At 63.1% G+C, this 19,872-nt stretch carries 21 protein-coding genes; 12 read left to right on the top strand and 9 right to left on the bottom strand.

The genetic code is table 11. From position 1 onward, the window contains the following. Nucleotides 1-55: 55 nt before the first annotated feature. Nucleotides 56-1,225 carry a DNA-processing protein DprA gene (gene dprA, locus MN188_RS05905; RefSeq protein ID WP_420838964.1) on the bottom strand — a complete coding sequence of 390 codons (1,170 nt, stop codon included), beginning with the start codon at nt 1,223-1,225 and terminating at the stop codon, nt 56-58. A 74-nt stretch (nt 1,226-1,299) separates the two neighbouring features. Next, nucleotides 1,300-2,724 carry a metalloprotease TldD gene (tldD, locus tag MN188_RS05900; protein ID WP_242106660.1) on the bottom strand — a complete coding sequence of 475 codons (1,425 nt, stop codon included), beginning with the start codon at nt 2,722-2,724 and terminating at the stop codon, nt 1,300-1,302. 178 nt (nt 2,725-2,902) lie between these two features. On the opposite strand from tldD, the gene coxB reads away from it, so the two are divergent. The 10 genes from coxB to MN188_RS05850 all read left to right on the top strand — a co-directional run bounded on the left by coxB (nt 2,903) and on the right by MN188_RS05850 (nt 11,756). Continuing rightward, a complete protein-coding gene (coxB, locus tag MN188_RS05895; RefSeq protein WP_242106659.1) occupies nt 2,903-3,763 on the top strand; it encodes a cytochrome c oxidase subunit II in 861 nt (286 codons plus the stop codon). 58 nt (nt 3,764-3,821) lie between these two features. Then, nucleotides 3,822-4,760, top strand: a complete 939-nt coding sequence (cyoE, locus tag MN188_RS05890) for a heme o synthase (protein WP_242106658.1) — start codon at nt 3,822-3,824, stop codon at nt 4,758-4,760. A 1-nt stretch (nt 4,761) separates the two neighbouring features. After that, nucleotides 4,762-4,926, top strand: coding sequence for a hypothetical protein (locus MN188_RS05885; RefSeq protein WP_242106657.1), 165 nt, complete (start codon nt 4,762-4,764; stop codon nt 4,924-4,926). Continuing rightward, on the top strand, nt 4,923-5,501 hold the full coding sequence (locus tag MN188_RS05880) for a cytochrome c oxidase assembly protein (RefSeq protein ID WP_242106656.1): 579 nt from the start codon (nt 4,923-4,925) through the stop codon (nt 5,499-5,501). The genes MN188_RS05885 and MN188_RS05880 overlap by 4 nt, the downstream gene beginning before the upstream one ends. Before the next feature lie 17 nt (nt 5,502-5,518). Further along, a complete protein-coding gene (locus tag MN188_RS05875) occupies nt 5,519-6,319 on the top strand; it encodes a cytochrome c oxidase subunit 3 (protein ID WP_242106655.1) in 801 nt (266 codons plus the stop codon). Between the two features lie 69 nt (nt 6,320-6,388). Next, on the top strand, nt 6,389-7,051 hold the full coding sequence (locus MN188_RS05870) for an SURF1 family protein (protein WP_242106654.1): 663 nt from the start codon (nt 6,389-6,391) through the stop codon (nt 7,049-7,051). A gap of 11 nt (nt 7,052-7,062) precedes the next feature. Beyond that, nucleotides 7,063-8,448 carry a threonine synthase gene (gene thrC, locus MN188_RS05865; RefSeq protein WP_242106653.1) on the top strand — a complete coding sequence of 462 codons (1,386 nt, stop codon included), beginning with the start codon at nt 7,063-7,065 and terminating at the stop codon, nt 8,446-8,448. Beyond that, nucleotides 8,445-9,710 carry a M16 family metallopeptidase gene (locus MN188_RS05860; RefSeq protein ID WP_242106652.1) on the top strand — a complete coding sequence of 422 codons (1,266 nt, stop codon included), beginning with the start codon at nt 8,445-8,447 and terminating at the stop codon, nt 9,708-9,710. The genes thrC and MN188_RS05860 overlap by 4 nt, the downstream gene beginning before the upstream one ends. Further along, nucleotides 9,710-10,294, top strand: a complete 585-nt coding sequence (locus MN188_RS05855) for a GNAT family N-acetyltransferase (RefSeq protein WP_242106651.1) — start codon at nt 9,710-9,712, stop codon at nt 10,292-10,294. The genes MN188_RS05860 and MN188_RS05855 overlap by 1 nt, the downstream gene beginning before the upstream one ends. A 43-nt stretch (nt 10,295-10,337) precedes the next feature. Then, nucleotides 10,338-11,756, top strand: coding sequence for an FAD-binding oxidoreductase (locus MN188_RS05850; RefSeq protein WP_242106650.1), 1,419 nt, complete (start codon nt 10,338-10,340; stop codon nt 11,754-11,756). Between the two features lie 221 nt (nt 11,757-11,977). Here MN188_RS05850 and MN188_RS05845 read toward each other — a convergent pair whose 3' ends face one another. The 4 genes from MN188_RS05845 to MN188_RS05830 form a co-directional block, all read right to left on the bottom strand. Further along, a complete protein-coding gene (locus MN188_RS05845; protein WP_242106649.1) occupies nt 11,978-12,517 on the bottom strand; it encodes an adenine phosphoribosyltransferase in 540 nt (179 codons plus the stop codon). A gap of 64 nt (nt 12,518-12,581) precedes the next feature. Next, the gene (locus MN188_RS05840; RefSeq protein ID WP_242106648.1) at nt 12,582-13,448 is read right to left on the bottom strand and encodes a YjjW family glycine radical enzyme activase; all 867 of its coding nucleotides are present in this window, start codon (nt 13,446-13,448) and stop codon (nt 12,582-12,584) included. Further along, a complete protein-coding gene (locus MN188_RS05835; RefSeq protein ID WP_242106647.1) occupies nt 13,420-14,955 on the bottom strand; it encodes a YjjI family glycine radical enzyme in 1,536 nt (511 codons plus the stop codon). The genes MN188_RS05840 and MN188_RS05835 overlap by 29 nt, the downstream gene beginning before the upstream one ends. Before the next feature lie 75 nt (nt 14,956-15,030). Next, nucleotides 15,031-15,903 (bottom strand): S-methyl-5'-thioadenosine phosphorylase, encoded by an 873-nt coding sequence (locus tag MN188_RS05830; RefSeq protein ID WP_242106646.1) that lies wholly within the window; start codon nt 15,901-15,903, stop codon nt 15,031-15,033. A 164-nt stretch (nt 15,904-16,067) separates the two neighbouring features. Here MN188_RS05830 and MN188_RS05825 point away from each other — a divergent pair, with 164 nt between their 5' ends. After that, a complete protein-coding gene (locus MN188_RS05825) occupies nt 16,068-17,732 on the top strand; it encodes a SulP family inorganic anion transporter (protein ID WP_242106645.1) in 1,665 nt (554 codons plus the stop codon). Nucleotides 17,733-17,739: 7 nt separating this feature from the next. Here the strand turns inward: MN188_RS05825 and MN188_RS05820 are convergent, their stop codons facing one another. Next, the gene (locus MN188_RS05820) at nt 17,740-18,390 is read right to left on the bottom strand and encodes a CatB-related O-acetyltransferase (RefSeq protein ID WP_242106644.1); all 651 of its coding nucleotides are present in this window, start codon (nt 18,388-18,390) and stop codon (nt 17,740-17,742) included. 86 nt (nt 18,391-18,476) lie between these two features. After that, the gene (locus MN188_RS05815; protein ID WP_242106643.1) at nt 18,477-19,082 is read right to left on the bottom strand and encodes a flavin reductase family protein; all 606 of its coding nucleotides are present in this window, start codon (nt 19,080-19,082) and stop codon (nt 18,477-18,479) included. A 71-nt stretch (nt 19,083-19,153) separates the two neighbouring features. Here MN188_RS05815 and MN188_RS05810 point away from each other — a divergent pair, with 71 nt between their 5' ends. Beyond that, nucleotides 19,154-19,645, top strand: coding sequence for a GNAT family N-acetyltransferase (locus MN188_RS05810; RefSeq protein ID WP_242106642.1), 492 nt, complete (start codon nt 19,154-19,156; stop codon nt 19,643-19,645). Here MN188_RS05810 and MN188_RS05805 read toward each other — a convergent pair. Beyond that, entirely contained in the window at nt 19,613-19,840 is a 228-nt protein-coding gene (locus MN188_RS05805) for a hypothetical protein (RefSeq protein ID WP_242106641.1), read from the bottom strand. The genes MN188_RS05810 and MN188_RS05805 overlap by 33 nt on opposite strands. Nucleotides 19,841-19,872 lie beyond the last annotated feature (32 nt).

Genomic DNA, 19,872 nt, shown 5'->3' with positions numbered 1-19,872 from the left:
GATGCGACGTGACAGGAGGGATTTGCGGCAGCGGGGCCGCGGCCTGATTTGAGGATCAGTTGGCCAAGGACAAAAGTCCGCCAGGCTGGCGTTGAATACGGCCGTCAAGTTCCAGATCAACAAGTTCCTGTGACACCTGCGACGGATCTGCGGACAGGTCGCGGATCAACTGATCCTCGGCCATCGGGCTGGGCCCGAGGCGCGACAGGATCTGCGCGTGCAACGCCAAGTGGTCGGCGTGGCTTCGCGGTGTGCGTGCCGGTTCCGGGATTTCGGCGATGGGTGCCTGAACCGCGGGTTTTGCCGTGCCAATTGCTTCGATCACGTCATTTGCGCCGCGCACCAAAACCGCGCCGTCACGGATCAGCATGTTGCAGCCAGAGGCGCGCGCGTCGAACGGATGGCCAGGCACGGCCAACACGTCGCGCCCCTGATCCAGCGCATTGCGCGCGGTGATGAGGGAGCCAGACTTCGCCGCCGCCTCGACCACCACAACCGCTTGGGCCAGGCCGGAAATGATGCGGTTGCGGCGGGGGAAATGGCGCGCCTGCGGCGACAGTCCCATCGCCTGTTCTGACAGGCGCAGGCCCTTTTCAGCGATCTCTTCGCCCAAAACGGTGTTTTCGGTCGGGTAGATCACGTCCACCCCGCCGGCCATCACCGAAATTGTGCCTTTATCGAGCGCCGCCATGTGCGCGGCGGTATCGACCCCACGTGCCAGGCCCGAAACGACGACAAAGCCGGCCTCGGCCAAATCACCCGCCAGTTTGCGCGCCATGCGGGTGCCCAGAGACGAGGCGTTGCGCGCGCCGACCAGGGCCACCATCGGGCGCGCCAGGATCGAGGTGTCCCCCATCGCCCACAAAAGCGGCGGGGCGTCGGGAATGTCGGTGAGTGGTTTGGGATATTCAGGACTGCCATAGGCGATCAACCGGGCACCTGCAAAGCGCGCGCGCTTCATCTCATCCTCGACCACAGCCATCGTGCAGGGCTGGTATTTGCTGACACCGGCGGCACTTGCCACCTCGGGCAGCGCCTCAAGGGCGGCCTGCGCGGTGCCATGTTCGTCCATCAGCCGGAAAAAGGTCGACACGCCGACACGGCGTGATCGCAAGAGCCGGAGCCAGGCAAGCTCATCTTCCACACATTGGGGTGGGGTGAGGGGGTGGGGGGAAGGGAAAAGATCCACTGGGCTACCTGATTCCGTCTCTTGCGGATTAACCATAGCGTCCGATTGGTTAACAGGACGTGAATCGGCGCCAGGGCAGTGGAAACGCCCCCGCGCCGATCACCGCAGGCTCACGCCGCCGAGCCACCCACGGTCAGACCGCCGATCAGAAGCGTCGGTTGTCCGACCCCGACGGGCACCGATTGCCCGGCCTTGCCGCATGTGCCGATGCCCGGATCCATCGCCATGTCGTTTGCAATGGCGCGGATTTGTTTCATCGCCGCCGGGCCGTCACCGATCAGGGTCGCGCCCTTCACCGGAGCACCGATTTTGCCGCCTTCGACGCGGTAGGCCTCGGTGCAGGAAAACACGAATTTGCCGTTGGTGATATCGACCTGTCCGCCGCCGAATCCAACCGCATAGATGCCGTCCTTGAGTTCACCCAGAACCTCCTCCCGCGTGGCGTCGCCGCCTTCCATGATCGTGTTGGTCATCCGTGGCATCGGCGTGTGGGCATAGCTTTGCCGCCGTCCGTTGCCGGTGGGGGTCACGCCCATCAGGCGGGCGTTTTGCCGGTCCTGCATGTACCCCGTCAGCACCCCGTCCTCGATCAGCACGTTGCGTGCGCTGGGGGTGCCTTCGTCATCCACGGTCAGGGATCCGCGCCGGTCGGGGATGGTGCCGTCATCAACCACGGTGACCCCTTTTGCAGCCACCTGAGTGCCGACCAACCCCGAAAACGCCGAGCTGCCTTTGCGGTTGAAGTCCCCCTCAAGCCCGTGGCCCACGGCCTCGTGCAGCAGGATGCCGGGCCAGCCAGAGCCAAGCACCACGTCCATCTGCCCCGCAGGCGCGGGCTCGGCGTCGAGGTTCACCAAAGCGATGCGCAGCGCTTCGCGGGTCGCGTCCTGCCAATGGGCCGGGTCGATCAACCCGTCCAGGCCCAGCCGCCCGCCACCGCCATGCCCGCCGCTTTCGCGTCGCCCGTCCTGTTCGACGATCACCGACACGTTCAGGCGCGACATCGGGCGGGTGTCCGACACGAGCGTGCCGTCAGGGCGCAGGATGTGGACCTCCTGCAGGCTGGCCGCCAATGTGGCCGAGACCTGCACGATCCGGTCGTCCAGCCCGCGGGCAAAGGCATCAATGTCGCGCAACGTGTCGATTTTCACCGGAAAACTGGCGTCTGCCATCGGGTCTGCGTCACTGTAAAGCCGCCGGTTGGTCGGCTGCGGCCCATCGGCCAGCGCCCCACCGCCGTCGCCCACGGCAAGCCGCGCGGTCGTCACTGCGCGTTTCAGCGCGGCCTCGCTGATCTCGGTGGCGTGGGCATAGCCCGACAGCTCGCCCTTCACCGCGCGCAGGCCGAATCCCTCGCTGGCGTCATAGCTTGCGGTCTTTACCCGGCCATCATCAAACACCAAGACTTCGGAGCGGTGGCGCTCCAGGAACAATTCCCCGTCGTCAGCCCCCTGTGTGGCCTCTTGCAACTGTGACAGCGCCGTGTCCCTGTCCAGATGGGTCTCAAATGGCCGAAATTGAATGTGTTCGCTCATGCGACCCCCGATTTTCGTGCTGCGACACCGCGTTCAAGCGTCAAAACAGCGCAGTTTTTCCTTGTTCCGACCTCCTTAATATGGTTTCAAACCGCAGGGACACAATGGGATTCCCACGCCAGTCGTGGTGGGCCCTTCGCCGGGTGCGGCACAAGCACCACGTGAACAGGAAAGATACATGCGACTTACGAAGACCTTCACGGCCGGTCTGGCCGCTGCCACCGCTACACTCACCGCGACGGCCGCCTTGGCCCAGCAAAGCCTTGAAATCAAGGGCGCTCCGATTCAGGGTGGCATCAATTTTCAGCCACCGGCGACTTCGGTTGCCACAGCAACGCAAGGGCTGGATTCGATCATCCTTTGGATCATCACCGCGATCTGCATTTTTGTCTTCGCACTCGTCGGCATCATTGTTGTGCGCTACAACCGTCGTGCCAACCCGACGCCCAGCACCTTCACCCACAACACCACAATCGAGATCGCCTGGACGCTGATCCCGATCGTCATCCTGGTTTTCATCGGCGCGCTGTCGCTGCCGGTCCTGTTCCAGCAGCAGGAAATTCCCGAAGGCGATGTGTACATCAAAGCCACCGGGTACCAGTGGTACTGGGGTTATGAATATCAGGACCACGACTTTGCCTTCGACAGCTTCATGCTGGCGCGCGAAGAGCTGGAAGAGGCCGGATACACTCAGAACGAATACCTTCTGGCCACCGACACCGCTGTTGTCGTGCCGACCGGCAAGATCGTCGTGATGAACGTGACGGGTGCCGACGTGATCCACTCCTGGACCATTCCCGCCTTTGGCGTGAAGCAGGACGCCGTGCCGGGCCGCATCGCCCAGCTGTGGTTCGAGGTCGACGAAGGCAAGGAAGGCATCTATTTCGGCCAGTGTTCGGAACTGTGCGGCAAGGACCATGCCTATATGCCGATCACTGTGAAAGCTGTGACCCAGGCGGAATACGACGCTTGGCTGGATGCGGCAATCGAAGAATATGCGGGCACACCGCGTTCCGTCACGGTTGCTTCGGCTGACTGAAACCTGACAGGGCCGGGCCGCGTGACAAGCGCGGCCTTGCTGTATCCGGTGGGAAAAGATGAGCGACACAAGTCTTCATAGCAACGGCCAGACGGGCGAAGCCGGTTTCGGCGACTATTACGCGCTGCTGAAACCGCGCGTCATGTCGCTTGTCGTGTTCACCGCGGTGGTTGGCTTGGTCGTGGCCCCGGTGTCTGTGCACCCGGTCGTGGCATTGGCCTCGATCCTGTTCATCGCTTTGGGCGGCGGGGCCTCCGGCGCGCTGAACATGTGGTGGGACGCCGATATCGACCGCAAGATGAAGCGCACCCTGTCGCGCCCGATCCCGTCGGGCAAAGTGACCGAGGGCGAGGCGCTGGGCCTGGGCGTGGCCCTGTCCGGGATTGCAGTCGTGATGCTGGCGCTGGCCGCCAACATGATGGCCGGCGCGCTCTTGGCCTTCACCATCTTCTTTTACGTGGTCATCTACACGATGTGGCTGAAGCGCTGGACGCCGCAGAACATCGTCATCGGCGGCGCCGCCGGTGCCTTCCCGCCAATGATCGGTTGGGCCGTGGCCACGGGCGGGATCAGCATCGAAAGCGTGCTGATGTTCGCCCTGACCTTCGCTTGGACCCCGCCGCATTTCTGGGCACTGGCGCTGTTCACCAAGGGCGATTATGCCAATGCCGGTGTGCCGATGCTGACCGTGACACACGGACGCCGCGCCACCCGCGCGCATATCCTGGGCTATACCTTTGCCCTCGCCGCCGTGGCGATTGCGCTGGGCCTGACCTCGATCGGTGGGCCGGTCTATATGGTCGTGGCCGTGGTGCTGAACGCGATGTTCATCAAGGGTGCCGTCAACGTCTGGCGCCGCACCGACGACGACAGCGATGCCGACAAACACAAGGCCGAGCGCGGGTTGTTCAAACTGTCGCTGGCCTACTTGTTCCTGCACTACGGCGCGCTTTTGGTCGAAGCGACCCTGAAACCTTATGGCCTGGGGGGCTGGTAACATGGATATTCGCGCCGAACACGAAATCCACCAACGTCGCCTCAGCCGCAACGTGGGCCTTGGCCTGGTGCTGGTCGGCTTTGTTGCGCTTGTCTATTTTCTGACCATTGCCAAGGTGAACAGTCCCGCGCCGAACACCCTGCCTGCCGCGGAGCAGAGCCAATGAGCCTGAGCGCGCCGCAAAAGACGGCCACCAAGATGGTGGGCGTTGTCGTCCTGATGGGCGCACTGGCCTGGGCCTCGGTGCCGTTTTATGACTGGTTCTGCCGGGTCACGGGTTTTGGCGGTGTGACGCAAACCGCGCAGCAGGGATCGGACACGATCCTGAACAGGACCATCACCGTGCGCTTCGATTCGAACGTCGAGGCCGGCATGGATTGGGAATTCAAACCGCTGCAGCGCGAGATGGAGCTGCGCATCGGTGAGACCGGGCTGGCCTTTTATGAAGCCTACAACCCGACCGACAAGCCGATTGCCGGCACCGCGAGCTATAACGTCGCGCCCTATTCGGCGGGCTATTACTTCTCCAAGATCGACTGTTTCTGCTTTACCGAACAGGTTTTGCAGCCGGGTGAACGGGTGACAATGCCGGTGACCTTCTATGTCGACCCCGAAATCGTCGATGATCGCGAGGCAAAGTTTGCCAAGGTCATCACGCTCTCTTACACTTTCCACGAAACCGACCTGCCCGAGGAATTGGCCCAGCTGGCCATTCCTGCGACGACGGGCAGCACGAACTAAACCAGGGACACGAACGCATGGCGCACGCTAAGAACCACGATTACCACATCCTGCCCCCGTCGATTCAGCCCCTTCTGGGCTCGGTCTTCGCATTCATTATGCTCTTCGGAGCCGTTAAATGGATGGCGCAGGGCAACCCCTGGATTTTCGCGATCGGCTTTGTCGGTGTGCTTTATGTCATGTTCGCCTGGTGGTCCGAGATCGTGACCGAAGGCGAAACCGGCGATCACACCCCGGTGGTGAAAATCGGCCTGCGCTATGGCGTGATCCTGTTCATCATGTCCGAAGTCATGTTCTTCTCGGCCTGGTTCTGGAGCTTCTTCAAGCACGCCATGTACCCGATGGGCCCGGAAAGCCCGGCGGTTGACGGCATCTGGCCGCCGGCTGGCATCGAAACCTTCGACCCTTGGCACCTGCCGCTGATGAACACGATCATCCTGCTGCTGTCCGGTGCTGCCGTGACCTGGGCGCACCACGCGATCGCCCATGAAAACAACCGCAAGGACCTGGTGACCGGTTTGACGCTGGCGGTCATGCTGGGTGCGATCTTCACCGTGTTCCAGGCCTATGAATACAGCCACGCGGCCTTCGGCCTGTCGGGCAACATCTACGGTGCCAACTTCTTCATGGCCACGGGCTTCCACGGCTTCCACGTGATCATCGGTACGATCTTCCTTGCGGTCTGCCTGTTCCGGGCCACCAAGGGGCATTTCACGCCGGAAAGCCACGTCGGCTTTGAGGCGGCCGCCTGGTACTGGCACTTTGTGGACGTGGTGTGGCTGTTCCTGTTCGCCGCCGTCTACATCTGGGGCGGTTGAACCTTCCACCAGAACACGCTTAATGAGCGCGGGGCTTCGGCCTCGCGCTTTTGCTTTTCGAGGCCCGCCATGCGCATCGCCATCACCTTTATCCTGTCCGTTGCCGTGCTGGCCGTGTTCCTCAGCCTGGGCACCTGGCAGATGCAGCGTCTGCACTGGAAAGAGGGTGTTCTGGAAGAGATCGACGCGGCGATCCTGGCCGGTCCCGTGGCGCTGCCCGCGCAACCCGACCCCGAATCGCACCGGTTTCTGCCGGTGGTCGCGACGGGCGACATGGGCAGTGAAGAGCTGCACGTTCTGGTCAGCACGCGCGACCACGGCGCGGGATTTCGCATCATCGCGCCGTTTGACACCGGGGACCGCCGGATCATGGTTGATCGCGGATTTGTGCGCGTCACCGCAAAGGACGCGGAGCGTCTGACGGGTGCGATGCAGGTTACGGGGAACCTGCACTGGCCGGACGAACGCTACGAATCGACCCCCCCGAACGACCCCGCCAGCAATTACTGGTATGCGCGCGAGGTCGCGGTGATGGCCGCAGCGCTGAACACCGCCCCGGTTCTGATCATTGCCCGATCATCGACCGACCCCGCGATTTTGCCCCTGCCGGTGACCTCGCAGGGCATCCCGAACGACCATTTCGAATACGCCATGACGTGGTTTCTTTTGGCCGCGACATGGATCGTGATGACAGGCTTTGCGCTTTGGCGTATGAAGCGCCCGACCAACTAAGGACGAACGACATGCGTTACATCTCGACCCGCGGAAAAGCCCCTGTTCTGAGCTTTGAAGAGGCGATGCTGACCGGGCTTGCACGCGATGGTGGGCTTTACGTGCCCGAGCGTATTCCGACAATGTCGTTCTCGGATATGGCGGACCTGGCCGGGCTGCCCTACGAGGACGTCGCCTTTCGCGTGATGCGCCCTTTCGTGGGGGACAGCTTCACCGACAAGGAATTCCGCAAGATAATCAAAAAGGCCTATAAAAAGTTCGACCACGCCGCCCGCGCCCCGCTGGTGCAGTTGGGTCCGAACCATTTCCTGTTGGAGCTGTTCCACGGCCCGACGCTGGCCTTCAAGGACTTCGCGATGCAGCTGATCGGTCAGCTGTTCGAGGCCGCTTTGACCAAGCGTGGGGAAAAGGTGACCATTGTGGGTGCGACCTCGGGCGATACCGGCTCGGCGGCGATCGAGGCGTTCCGGGGGCTGGACGCGGTGGATGTGTTCATCCTGTTCCCGCATGGCCGCGTCAGCGACGTGCAGCGCCGCCAGATGACCACACCCGGCGAGGCCAACGTGCATGCGCTGGCGATGGATGGTGATTTCGACGATTGCCAGGCGCGCCTGAAGGACATGTTCAACGATTTCGACTTTCGCGACGGTGTGAAACTTGCGGGCGTGAATTCGATCAACTGGGCGCGGGTGCTGGCGCAGGTGGTATACTACTTCACCTCGGCGGTGGCGCTTGGTGCGCCGCACCGCAAGGTCAGCTTCACCGTGCCCACCGGCAATTTTGGCGACATCTTCGCGGGCTTCATCGCCAAGCAGATGGGCCTGCCGATCGACCGGCTGGTGATTGCCACCAACCAAAACGACATTCTGCATCGCACGATGGAAACCGGCGCCTATACCAAGGGCGATGTGGCGCCGTCCATTTCGCCGTCGATGGACATTCAGGTCAGCTCGAATTTCGAACGCGCGCTGTTTTATGCCTATGGCCAGGACGGCGCGGCAGTGGCCGGGCAGATGGAGGATCTGGCGCAGGGTGGTTTCACAATCAGCCAGGGGGCCATCGACTGGCTGCGCGAACAATTCGACAGCGGGCGCGCATCGGAGGAGGAAACGATGGCCTCGATCAAAGCGACCTTCCTGCGCACCGGCGAAGTTCTGTGCCCGCATTCCGCCGTGGGCGTGAAGGTGGCCGAGGAACATCTGGACGAAAGCCCGATGATCACGCTTGCCACCGCGCATCCGGCGAAATTCCCCAACGCGGTAAAACGCGCAAGCGGGCAGGACGCCCCGTTGCCGCCGCATATGGCCGATCTGTTTGAGCGCGACGAACGTGTGACCCGCGTCGCCAACGATCTGACCGCGCTTGAGGCGTTGATCCGGGAGCGGACCGGACAGTGAGCGTTCAATTTGACACCCTGCCCAACGGATTTCGCGTGGTCACGGAACCGATGGAGGGGCTGGAAAGCGCCTCGATCGGGATCTGGGTAACGGCCGGGGGCCGCCACGAAACCGAAGCTCAAAACGGCATCGCGCATTTCCTTGAGCACATGGCCTTCAAGGGCACCACGCGGCGCTCGGCGCTGGAGATTGCCGAGGCGATCGAGGACGTGGGCGGCTATATCAACGCGTATACGTCACGCGAAGTTACCGCCTATTACGCCCGTGTGTTGCGTGCCGATGTGGCGCTGGCCCTGGACGTGATTTCCGACATCGTGCTGAACCCGGTGTTCGACCCCGCCGAGATCGAGATCGAGCGCGGCGTGATCTTGCAGGAAATCGGTCAGGCGCTGGATACGCCCGACGACGTGGTGTTCGACTGGCTGCAAGAGGCCGCGTTCCCCGACCAGCCGATGGGCCGCACCATTTTGGGGCCGGAGGCGCGTGTGAAAGGCTTTTCCCGCGACGATCTGGCGGGTTTTGTGCAAAGCCACTATGGCCCCGAACGAATGATCCTGGCTGCCGCCGGCGCGGTGGACCACGATGAGATCATGCGCCTGGCCGAAGTCGCCTTTGGCGGGCTGACGCGCGGCACGGATGCGAAAGTCCTGCCCGCGGGCTTTGCCAGTGGCGAACGGCGCGAAATTCGCAACGGGCTGGAGCAGGTGCATTTCACCCTGGGTCTGGAAAGCCCCAGCTACCGCGATGACGACATCTATGTTGCGCAGGTTTATGGCAATGCGCTTGGCGGTGGCATGTCCTCGCGGCTGTTTCAGGAAGTGCGGGAAAAGCGCGGGCTGTGCTATTCCATTTTTGCCCAGACCGGCGCCTATTCCGATACCGGAATGACGACGATCTATGCCGGCACCTCGGCCGAACAGATCGGCGATTTGGCCGACATCACCGTGGCCGAACTGCGCCGGGCGACCGAGGACATGAGCGAGCCCGAAGTGGCGCGTGCGCGGGTGCAAATGAAAGCGGGACTTCTGATGGGGCTGGAAAGCCCCTCGTCGCGCGCCGAACGGCTGGCACGGCTGGTGGCGATTTGGAACCGGGTGCCACCGCTGGCTGAAACCGTGGCCAAGATCGACGCGGTCACGGTCGATGCCGTGTGTGATTTCGCCGCCAACCTGATCATGCCGGGCAAAGCGGCGATGGCGGTCTATGGTCCGGCAGACCGCGCGCCGCATCTTGACGCAATCCGCGACCGGCTTGCCGGCTGATGCTGGGGCGCACGAAGAAGGTTCGGATCGAGACCGAACGGCTGACCCTGCGCCCGCCGATCCACGGCGATTACCGCGCCTGGGCCGCGCTGCGCAACGCCAGTCGCGATTTCCTGTCGCCCTGGGAACCGGCCTGGTCGGCAGACCACCTGACGCGCAAGAGTTTTACCAACCGGGTCTATTGGGCCAATCGCTCGGTGGCTTCGGGATCGGCCTTGCCGCTGTTCCTGATCCGCCGTGCCGATCAAGTGCTTCTGGGCGCGCTCACGCTGGATAACATCCGCCGCGGCCCGGCCCAGGCGGGCACGACGGGCTATTGGGTCGGCGAAGCCTATGCGCGCGGGGGCTACATGCGTGAGGCGCTGGAGGCGCTGGTGCACTACGCTTTCACCGAGCTGGACCTCAGCCGGCTTGAAGCGGGCTGCCTGCCGGAAAACGCGCCGTCGCGCGGGCTTTTGGAAAAGGTCGGCTATAAATACGAAGGCGTCGCGCAATCCTATCTTCAGATCAACGGGCGCTGGCGCAACCACGTGCTTTACGCCAACCTGCGCGCCGACCGGCGCGGGCGCACGCAGGCGGGATGATCCCCGGCCTTGCCTTGGGCCAAACGACATGCGATTTCAGGCCATGCCCGACCTGAACCCCGCAAACAGAGCCTTTGAAACAAGCCTACGCAGTCAGCTGCCCGAAGCGGCTTTTCGCGCGCTGACCCCAGCCTATCTAGAAGAACCGCGCGGGCTGTTTCACGGCCAGGATGGGCTTTTGATTGCGCCTGGATCGACCGAGGAGGTCGCGCAGGTGGTGCGTGCCTGTGCTGCGGCCCGGGTTGGCATCGTGCCCTATGGCGGCGGAACCGGGCTGGTCGGCGGGCAGGTCATGCCCGACGGCCCCGCGCCGGTAATCCTGTCGCTTGAACGGATGAAGAAAATCCGCGCGGTGTATCCGCAGGAAAACGCGTTTGTCGCCGAGGCCGGCGCGGTTCTGTCCGAGGTTCAGACCGCCGCCGAAGACGCCAAACGGCTGTTTCCCCTGTCGCTTGCCTCGGAAGGGTCCTGCCGGGTGGGCGGCGTGTTGTCGACCAATGCCGGCGGGGTGAACGTGCTGCGCTATGGCAATGCGCGGGATCTGTGCCTGGGGCTTGAGGCGGTCCTGCCCGACGGGTCGATCTGGCACGGGCTGAAACGACTGCGCAAGGACAATACCGGCTATGATCTGCGCCATCTTCTGTGCGGCGCCGAGGGCACGCTGGGCGTGATCACCGCCGCATCGCTGAAACTGTTCCCCCGGCCCATGTCGGTTGGCACGGCGCTTTTGGTCGTGCCGAACCCCGAGGCCGCGCTGGCTCTTTTGGCGCTGGCACACGCGCGTCTGGGCCAGGCGGTGTCGGCATTCGAGCTGATCTCGGGCGCGGGGATGGGATTTCTGGCGGAAACCGGCTGCCCGGCCCGCGCGCCGTTCCCGGACCTGCCCGACTGGGCGGTGCTGGTCGAATTGGGGCTGGGGCAGGGGCATGACGCGGACGCCGAGCTTGAGGGGCTTTTCACCGCCGCCTTGGGTGCAGGTCTGGCCCATGACGGGGTGATCGCCCAAAGTGACGCGCAACGCGCAGGCCTGTGGCGGATGCGCGAGGAAATCCCCGAGGCGAACCGGCGCCTTGGCGCGATCTCGTCGCATGACATCTCTCTGCCGCTGAGTGTCATTCCGGAGTTCCTGATCCGGGCCGGAGATCTGGTCGCCGGGTTGGGTCCCTATCGGGTGAATGCCTTCGGGCATCTGGGCGATGGCAATCTGCACTACAACATCTTCCCACCGAAGGGGGCTAAGCCCACCGATTTCCCGGACGCGCGCGCGCAGGTCGCGTCGGCGGTCTATGACCTTGTGCAGGATTATGACGGATCGTTCAGCGCCGAGCATGGCGTGGGGCGGTTGAAAGCGGGCGATCTGGAGCGGTTTGCGGACCCTGCGAAGCTTGCAGCGATGCGGGCGATCAAGGCGGCGCTGGACCCGCAGGGCATCATGAACCCGGGGGCCGTGCTGCGGACCTGACCTGATCCAAAGGTGTGGCTGCGCCACGCTTGTTTGATTGATTTGGCGTCCGGCGGTGGGGTTTGCGTGCTCCGCTGCCCGTGTTCTTTCAATGCTGTGGTTAAAGAAAACGCCCTGCCTCGGGTGAAGGCAGGGCGTCACACAGTGGTTTACACGGTGCACAAGCAGCGCCTGCTCCCAGCAGGCAAGGAAAGACTAGCCGTGGAGAGTTAACAGCCGGTTCACAACCCGTCGAATTCGCACAGAACATGCACGTCCATGCCCATCTCTTCCAGCTTTTCCCGCCCGCCCAGCTCCGGCAGGTCGACAACGAAGGCGCAGCCGACGATTTCGCCGCCCAGACGCTCGATCAGCTTGATGCCTGCCTCGGCGGTGCCGCCGGTGGCCAGAAGGTCATCGACCACCAGGATCTTTTCCCCCGGCTGGATCGCGTCGTCGTGGATTTCCATCACCGCCTCGCCGTATTCCAGCGTATAGGCCTGGCTGAGCGTTGCACCGGGCAGTTTGCCCTTTTTACGGATCGGCACGAAGCCCAGCGTCAGCTGGTGTGCAATCGCGCCGCCCAGAATGAAACCGCGCGCCTCAAGCCCCACGACCTTGTCGATCTGCATGCCCGCATAGGGGTGCAGCAGCTGGTCAATCGCCATGCGCAACCCGCGCGGGTCGGCGAACAACGTGGTCACGTCACGAAACAGGATGCCTTCGTGCGGGAAATCCACGATGGTGCGGATGTAATCCCTGACTTCTTTGCGATTGTTCATCGGGCGCTCCTTTTTGTGTTCCATATCGGTTTGGCCGATCCCATGCGGCCGCGCAAGGGGGGCGTTAGAGATAGAGGGCAGGGGTCGCGACCTCGCCGGTGTCAGCCGCGCGGAGGCGGTCGGCCACGGCCTCGACCCCGGCACGCTGCATCGGCGGCCAATCCAAGGCGTGGCCGCGCACGCCGTGGTGTTGAAAGGCGTTCAGCCGGATGCGGGTCTGCCCACCCAGACTGCGGGTAAAATCGATCAGCGTGGTGATCTGATCGGGTTTGTCGGTGACACCGGGGACCAGAAGATAGCGCAGTTCAAAAAGCTTGCCCGCGTCTTTCAGCAGCCGGGCCGCGCGCAGGGTCTTGTCCAGTTCTTGCCCGGTCAGGTCGCGGTGCAGCGCCGGGTCCAGTGCCTTGATGTCCAGCATCGCGCCGTCCATCACCGGCATCAACCGCGCCCATCCCTTCGCACCCAAATGGCCGTTGGTGTCCACAAATCGCGTCAGGTTTGACAACGCCGGATCCTCGCCCATTGCAGCAAACAGCGCGGTCAGGAATTTAAGCTGCATCGTCGCTTCGCCGCCCGATACGGTGATCCCAGTCAGGAAATGGGCGTGGTCTCGGATCGTGGCGATGACCTGATCCACGCTCATCCGCCGCACCATCGGGCTGGCGCTGATCGGGCAGATGTCGGTGCATTTGTCGCATTGGGTGCATAGGTCCGCGTCGAATTTCACCCGCCCGCCCTGCATCGTCAGTGCGCGCGGCTCACACACCGGCAGGCAATCGCCGCAATCGTTGCAGACCCCGATCGTATAGGGATTGTGGCAGGCTGCGCAGGCGAAATTGCAGCCCTGCAGGAACAGGACCAACCGATTGCCCGGCCCATCAACGCTAGACCAGGTGAGAAGCTTATTGACCGTAGCCTGCGGATTGCTCATGGGCCACCACACGGGGTTTGCGATCAAGGATGCCGGTCACCTCGGCGGCCTCGGCCCCCAAGGCGGTCGTGTTTATGCGCGACCCTTCGCAGGCGCGGAATTTCTCAATATCCGACAGGCGTACCATGTACCCCGTGACCCGCACGAGGTCGTTTGAGGCGACGTTTGCGGTAAACTCGCGGAACCCTTCGGCAAAGGCGCCTTTGCACAGCTGGAACAGCGCCTCGGGGTTCTGTTTCACGGTTTCATCAATGGTCAGGATTTCGCTGATCCCGGACCCGTAAAAGGCGTGATGCGGGGCCAGTGCGCGCACATGGCTGACCGGGTCGGGTTCGGTCCCATAAGGGATGCGCACGCCCGGTGTGGCGTCCACGTCGTTGGACAGGCCAGCCTGGGAATGCAGCATGGCCCGACCCTGCCAGACATGGCGCATGGGACGGGCGGCGACAGCATCAGCCAAATGTTTCGAGATCCGGTGTCCCAGCGCATTGGCCGCGTCGTCAAAGCCATATCGCCCGGCGCGGCCCGCCTGGTCCTGCAACAGGTTCACCGCCTCGGCCATCGCAAAGATGCCATACATGGCGGTGAAGCGGTCGGGGTTGATCCAACCCTCCTGCGCCAGGAACGACTGGAAGAAGCCCGATTTCTCATACAGATGATCAATCCGCGCCTGGGTCAGGCGGAAGTTGAGGTCAATCGCACATGGCAGGGCGCGATCAAAGAAGTCTTGTTCGTTTTCAGCGCTTTCCGCCACCTTCTTCAAGTTGATCCGGGTCAGGGTCGAAGACCCGCCACACAGCGGCAGCGCGTTGTAACAGCTGACGATGCCATAGCCGCGATCGTCGAAAGTCGCCGCGTGAACGGGGTGGTTCGCGATTTGCGGTTTCGAGCATTTGGCGATATTCGCCGTGGCCAGCCGCAAGATGTCAGGCGTGCTGACCTCCGGGTCATATTTGAACGTAAGATTGGGCGCGATCTGACCCAGTTCGGCGTCCACCCGCAGGATGGCGCGCGCCACGCGATTGTCGCTGGGGCCGATGTTGGCATGCATGAAGGCATCCGGCAAAACCCGATCAAGGTAGCGCCAGAACAGTTTGATTTTCTTGTACAAATCATCGTCAGTCACGCCCTCACAAAAAGGCAGGAGAAGTGCGTCGAGATCGCCCAGGAACACCGGCATCCCGGTGATCGACGGCACGTGATGGTAAGCGATCTGCAAGGTCGAAATCGCCTCGTCCAGATCACGCGGCGCCTCCAGCTCCAACCAGCTGCTGCCGTCGCGCAGCACCACTGCGTAATCGGGCAGGACATAGCGCGGGCGATAGGGGGCGTGGCCTTCGTACATGTCGCAGATCAGCCGCGCCTCAAGCGCCTCGACCACATCGGCGTCCAGCGCCGGATAAGGCAGCATGTTCTCGGCCTCGACGGCCAGGTATCCGCGTTTCTGCGCCGGGCTCAGGGTCGGATCTGAAACGATCTGACGCAATCTGTCTTGGGTGTCGGACATGGCTCACTCCTTGCCTGCCAACGGGCAGGGTCGGATGCAGTCTAGCACGATTTCACGCACCGTCCTTGACTTGAGTCAGCTCAGCACGCGCCCGGCCACCGCATCCAGCTTGGCCACAAGCGCGGGATCGCGCGCGTCGGGGGCGGTCAGGATCGCGTAGTCAAGCGCCCGATCGCAATGATGCGGGCAGGGCGCGCGGTCGGCACCGAGCAACGCAGGCAGGCGGCTGACCAGCGCGCGGCCCTTGTCGGCATTGCCGGTCAGCGTCGCGATGATATCCGAGATATCCACCGTGCCGTGCTCGGGGTGCCAGCTGTCATAATCGGTGATCATCGCCACGCTGGCGTAATCCAGCTCGGCCTCGCGGGCCAATTTTGCCTCGGGCATGTTGGTCATGCCGATCACGTCCGCCTTCCAGCTTTCGCGGTACATCCGGCTTTCGGCGACCGAGCTGAACTGCGGGCCCTCCATCGCCAGATAGGTGCCGCCCATGTGCACAGTGATGCCCGCGTCTTTCGCGGCCTCGTGACAGGCGTCGCCCAAGCGCGGGCAGGTCGGATGGGCCACCGAGACATGCGCCACGCAACCGGTGCCGAAAAAGCTTTTCTCACGCGCGAAGGTGCGGTCAATGAATTGATCCACAATGACAAAATCGCCCGGCGCCATATCTTCTCGGAACGACCCGCAGGCTGAGACGCTGATCACATCGGTCACGCCCAGCCGCTTGAGCGCATCGATATTGGCGCGGTAGGGCACGGTGGAGGGCGAATGCACATGGCCGCGACCGTGACGCGGCAGGAACGCCATTTTCACACCGCCCAGCACCCCGGTCAGGATCGCATCCGACGGCGCCCCCCAGGGCGTGTTCACCGTGACCCATTGCGCTTGTTCCAGCCCGTCGATTTCATAAAGGCCTGAGCCGCCGATCACACCGATCATCGTATCCATGTCTGTCTCCGATTTGCCAAGTTTACTGGTCGCAAAGCTGTGCCGGGATTTCAACTGAATTCCCCGTGAGGGCGCACGCCGTGCCTACCTGCTGGACGCATCGGGATTTTAGCGCTAAACGCGGTTCAAATCCACGCGACCACTCCCACAAGATAGGTGATCCCTTGCCCCGAGCCCTTCTGGCCTCCTATGCCTCCCGTATTCAGAAACCCGACCTGCGTCTGAGCCAGGGTGAGCCGCTGAATGCAGGCCGGATCCGGATCGAAATTCTGTCCGGTCTGACCGTCGCTCTGGCGCTGGTGCCCGAAGCGGTGGCCTTTGCTTTCGTTGCAGGTGTGCACCCGCTGGTCGGGCTTTATGCTGCCTTCATGGTGGGGTTGATCACGGCGCTGATCGGCGGGCGTCCGGGTATGATTTCCGGCGCGACGGGCGCGCTGGCGGTGGTCATGGTGGCTCTTGTGGCCGACCATGGCGTGGAATACCTGTTCGCCACCGTCATCCTGATGGGCATCTTGCAGATTTTCGCGGGCATCATGCATTGGGGCAAGTTCATCCGGCTGGTGCCACATCCGGTGATGCTGGGCTTCGTGAACGGTCTGGCGATCGTGATTTTCCTGGCGCAGATGACGCAGTTCAAGGTTCCCGGTTCGGTCGAGGCCTCGGGGCACGGCGCTTCGGGCGGGGAATGGCTGACCGGTATGCCGCTGGTGGCCATGCTGGGCCTTGTCGGCCTGACCATGCTGATCATCTGGGGCACGCCAAAAGTGACCAAGCTGATCCCGGCGCCGCTGGCGGGCATTGGCATTGTTGCCGCCATCGTGATTGCCTTTGGCATCAATGTCCCGACCGTGGGCGACATGGCGTCGATCAGCGGTGGGTTTCCCGCCTTCCACGTGCCTTTCGGCAATGGGGAGGGCATTTACGCGCCGGCGCTGCTGGCCCCGTTCACGCTGGAAACGCTGTGGATCATCCTGCCTTATGCGGTGATCCTGGCGGCGATCGGGTTGATCGAAAGCCTTCTGACCCTGAACCTGGTCGGCGAAATGACCGGCCAGCGTGGCGGCGCCTCGCAGGAATGCATCGCCCAGGGCACGTCAAATGTAGTCACAGGATTTTTCGGCGGCATGGGCGGTTGCGCCATGATTGGTCAGTCGATGATCAACGTGAAATCAGGCGGCCGCACCCGGATCGCGGGCATCGCTGCCGCGCTGTTCCTTCTCGCCTTCATCGTTGTCGCCTCGCCCTTGATTGAACGCATCCCGCTGGCTGCTCTGGTGGGCGTGATGTTCATGGTCGTGATCGGCACCTTCGCCTGGAACTCGCTGAAAATCCTGCGCCGGGTGCCGCGCACCGACGCCTTTGTCATCGTGCTGGTCACCGCCGTCACGGTTTACGAAGACCTTGCAGTTGCCGTGGTCGTCGGCGTGATCGTCTCGGCCCTGGCCTATGCCTGGAACAACGCCTCGCGCATCCATGCCGAAAGCTACCTGGCGGGTGAGGACACCAAGATCTATCGCATCGAAGGGCCGCTGTTCTTCGGGTCCGCCGAAGGCTTCGTGGAGCTGTTCACCGTGTCCGATGACCCTGGCACCGTGGTGATCGAATTTGCTGACAGCCGCGTGGTAGACCAATCCGCCCTGCAAGCCATCGAAGCGGTGGCGCTGAAGTATGAAGCGGCGGGCAAGAAGATTCAGCTGCGCCACCTCAGCCGCGACTGCCATGACCTGCTGACCAAAGCGGGCCACCTGATGGTCGACAGCGACGACGACCCCGATTACGAGGTCGCCGTGGATTATTCCGTGCGCACGGGCATTCTGGGCGGGCACTAGGCGCGGACTAGGACGCCAGCGCCTCCAGTGCATCAAGGTCGCCTGCCTCAAGTGCGGGGCGGGCGGCAGCGATGCGGTCGACTGGCCAGTGCCACCAGGCCAGGTGGTTCAGACGCGCGATCTGGTCCGGGGCAAACCGCATCCGCGCCACCTGCGCCGGGTTTCCGGTGACGACGGCATAGTCCGGCACAATGCCCCGAACCACAGCGCCTGCACCGACGATCACGCCGTTACCGATACGCGCACCCGGGCAAATCATCGCGCCATAGCCGATCCAGACATCGTGGCCCACGATCGTGTGGCGCTGGTCCGGCTGTTCGGGCGTCTCGCTCTGCAAGGCAAAGGTCGAGAACGGGAAGCTGGTCAGCCCGTCAAAGGCGTGGTTCGCCGAGGCGGTGATGAACCGCACGCCAAGCGCAATCTGGCAGAACCGGCCAATCACCAACCGCTCTTTCGACATTGGAAACAGATACGGCGCCAGCATCGCGGCCCAACCGTCCGGCGCAGGCGGATCGAAGACCGAGGCATAGGTGAACTCCCCCACCTCGATCTGGGGATGGTCGATCACGTTCTTCAGAAACACGGTGCCCGCATGGGGCGTGCCATCGGGCAGGATGACAGGGGTGACGCAGCCTGCGTCGGGCAGGGCAAAGGGCATGATCCCTCCTTTTCGGGGTAAAGCGTTGAATGGAACCTCAAGCCGCTTTGATCATGTCACCCTCCCTGTTTGTGGGATGAGCCTATCTATTCGCCCGGCCGTTTCAAAGTGAAAGCATCGCGCACCACCGCATAGTCGCGGTAGCCAAGTCGCGCGAGCGGGCGGAAGGTGGTCACGTCGAACTTGCCCTCGACCAGGCAATCGTCGCGCAGGTGAATGCCCACCACTTCGCCGAAACAAACGTGGTTGGCGGCGCCGGGCAATTGCGTGATTTGGGTCAGGCGGCATTCCAGCGCAGCCGGGGCGTTCATGATGCGCGAACAGGCGATCATGTCACAGTCGACCCGGTCAAGCCCAGCGCGGGAAAATTCATCGACATCGCGGGCATAGCTACCCGCGCTTGTGTTCATCGCCTCGGTCGCGGCCTCTTCGACCACATGCACGCAGAACACGCCGGTGTCGCGGATGTTGTCCAGCGTGTCCTTGCCAAGGGCGCGGTCCGCCTTGCCACCGGTGGTGGCGAACATCACCTGCGGCGGTTCATAGGCCACGCCGTTGAAAAAGGAATAGGGCGCCAGATTGTCGTGGCCCTCCGAGTCCCGGGTTGAAATCCATGCGATCGGGCGCGGGGCAATGAGGGCGTTGAACGGGTTGTGTGGCAGGCCGTGCCCGTTTTTCGGCTCATAAAACATGGCTTTTCCTTTGCCCCTTTCGCGCCCCGTGCTAGGGCGGGTGAAAGTCAGAAAAACACGCGAGGGCAGGGGTGTATAGCCTCGAAACGGAACAACCGGACGATTGGTGGGAGGTCGAAGCACTCTATGACCTGTGCTTTGCACCGGGACGCGAGGCGCTGTCGTCCTATCGCCTGCGCGACGGCATCGACCCGGTTGCGGGCCTGTCGCTGGTCGCCCGCGATCCAGCTGGCATCCTTGGTGGTGCAATCCGGTTCTGGCCGGTGATGGTCGGCGGGGCCCGGACCCTGTTGCTTGGCCCGGTCGCGGTGCACCCGACCCGCCAGGGCGAAGGGTTGGGTGGGCTGCTGATCCGCGATGCTTTGGAGCGCGCGGCCCCGCAGGGCTGGTCCCGCGTGCTTCTGGTCGGAGATGCGCCTTACTATGGCCGGTTCGGGTTTTCCCGCCGCGATGGGGTTCTCATGCCGCCACCCACGAACCCCGACCGGGTTCTGGGGCTCGATCTGATGCCGGGCGCCTGGTCTGGTGTGTCAGGGAAGGTGACGCGGTCCACCCCGGGGTGACGGCCTGTGCTGTTTGGCGCGCACCGCGCGGGCCATCGGGGCCATCGCCCAGATCGCGCCAGCAAAGACCAGCGCGCCCATCGACATAACCACATAACTGAGAACAGCCAGCCACATCGTCTGGGTCGATCCGAAGGCCGCAAGCGCGCCAAATGAGCCGGCCAAAAGGCCCAGTAGGATGACACAAAGTTGCATGTTTCGCCTCCGTCGCTGTTTCACCCAGCGTC

Source organism: Aliiroseovarius subalbicans (genome assembly GCF_022678625.1).
GTDB lineage: Bacteria > Pseudomonadota > Alphaproteobacteria > Rhodobacterales > Rhodobacteraceae > Aliiroseovarius_A > Aliiroseovarius_A subalbicans.
Note: the sequence above shows the minus strand (reverse complement) of the source record. Positions and strands in the feature narration are given on the sequence as shown.

Excerpts from the sequence above, each read along its gene's own strand:
- MN188_RS05815 (WP_242106643.1), bottom strand. The coding sequence starts at position 19,082 with ATGTTTTATGAGCCGAAAAACGGGCACGGCCTGCCACACAACCCGTTC.
- MN188_RS05820 (WP_242106644.1), bottom strand. The coding sequence starts at position 18,390 with ATGCCCTTTGCCCTGCCCGACGCAGGCTGCGTCACCCCTGTCATCCTG.
- MN188_RS05845 (WP_242106649.1), bottom strand. The coding sequence starts at position 12,517 with ATGAACAATCGCAAAGAAGTCAGGGATTACATCCGCACCATCGTGGAT.
- MN188_RS05850 (WP_242106650.1), top strand. The coding sequence starts at position 10,338 with ATGCCCGACCTGAACCCCGCAAACAGAGCCTTTGAAACAAGCCTACGC.
- MN188_RS05830 (WP_242106646.1), bottom strand. The coding sequence starts at position 15,903 with ATGGATACGATGATCGGTGTGATCGGCGGCTCAGGCCTTTATGAAATC.
- dprA (WP_420838964.1), bottom strand. The coding sequence starts at position 1,225 with ATGGTTAATCCGCAAGAGACGGAATCAGGTAGCCCAGTGGATCTTTTC.
- MN188_RS05835 (WP_242106647.1), bottom strand. The coding sequence starts at position 14,955 with ATGTCCGACACCCAAGACAGATTGCGTCAGATCGTTTCAGATCCGACC.
- MN188_RS05805 (WP_242106641.1), bottom strand. The coding sequence starts at position 19,840 with ATGCAACTTTGTGTCATCCTACTGGGCCTTTTGGCCGGCTCATTTGGC.
- coxB (WP_242106659.1), top strand. The coding sequence starts at position 2,903 with ATGCGACTTACGAAGACCTTCACGGCCGGTCTGGCCGCTGCCACCGCT.
- MN188_RS05870 (WP_242106654.1), top strand. The coding sequence starts at position 6,389 with ATGCGCATCGCCATCACCTTTATCCTGTCCGTTGCCGTGCTGGCCGTG.
- MN188_RS05885 (WP_242106657.1), top strand. The coding sequence starts at position 4,762 with ATGGATATTCGCGCCGAACACGAAATCCACCAACGTCGCCTCAGCCGC.
- MN188_RS05880 (WP_242106656.1), top strand. The coding sequence starts at position 4,923 with ATGAGCCTGAGCGCGCCGCAAAAGACGGCCACCAAGATGGTGGGCGTT.
- MN188_RS05875 (WP_242106655.1), top strand. The coding sequence starts at position 5,519 with ATGGCGCACGCTAAGAACCACGATTACCACATCCTGCCCCCGTCGATT.
- cyoE (WP_242106658.1), top strand. The coding sequence starts at position 3,822 with ATGAGCGACACAAGTCTTCATAGCAACGGCCAGACGGGCGAAGCCGGT.
- MN188_RS05855 (WP_242106651.1), top strand. The coding sequence starts at position 9,710 with ATGCTGGGGCGCACGAAGAAGGTTCGGATCGAGACCGAACGGCTGACC.
- MN188_RS05840 (WP_242106648.1), bottom strand. The coding sequence starts at position 13,448 with ATGAGCAATCCGCAGGCTACGGTCAATAAGCTTCTCACCTGGTCTAGC.
- thrC (WP_242106653.1), top strand. The coding sequence starts at position 7,063 with ATGCGTTACATCTCGACCCGCGGAAAAGCCCCTGTTCTGAGCTTTGAA.
- tldD (WP_242106660.1), bottom strand. The coding sequence starts at position 2,724 with ATGAGCGAACACATTCAATTTCGGCCATTTGAGACCCATCTGGACAGG.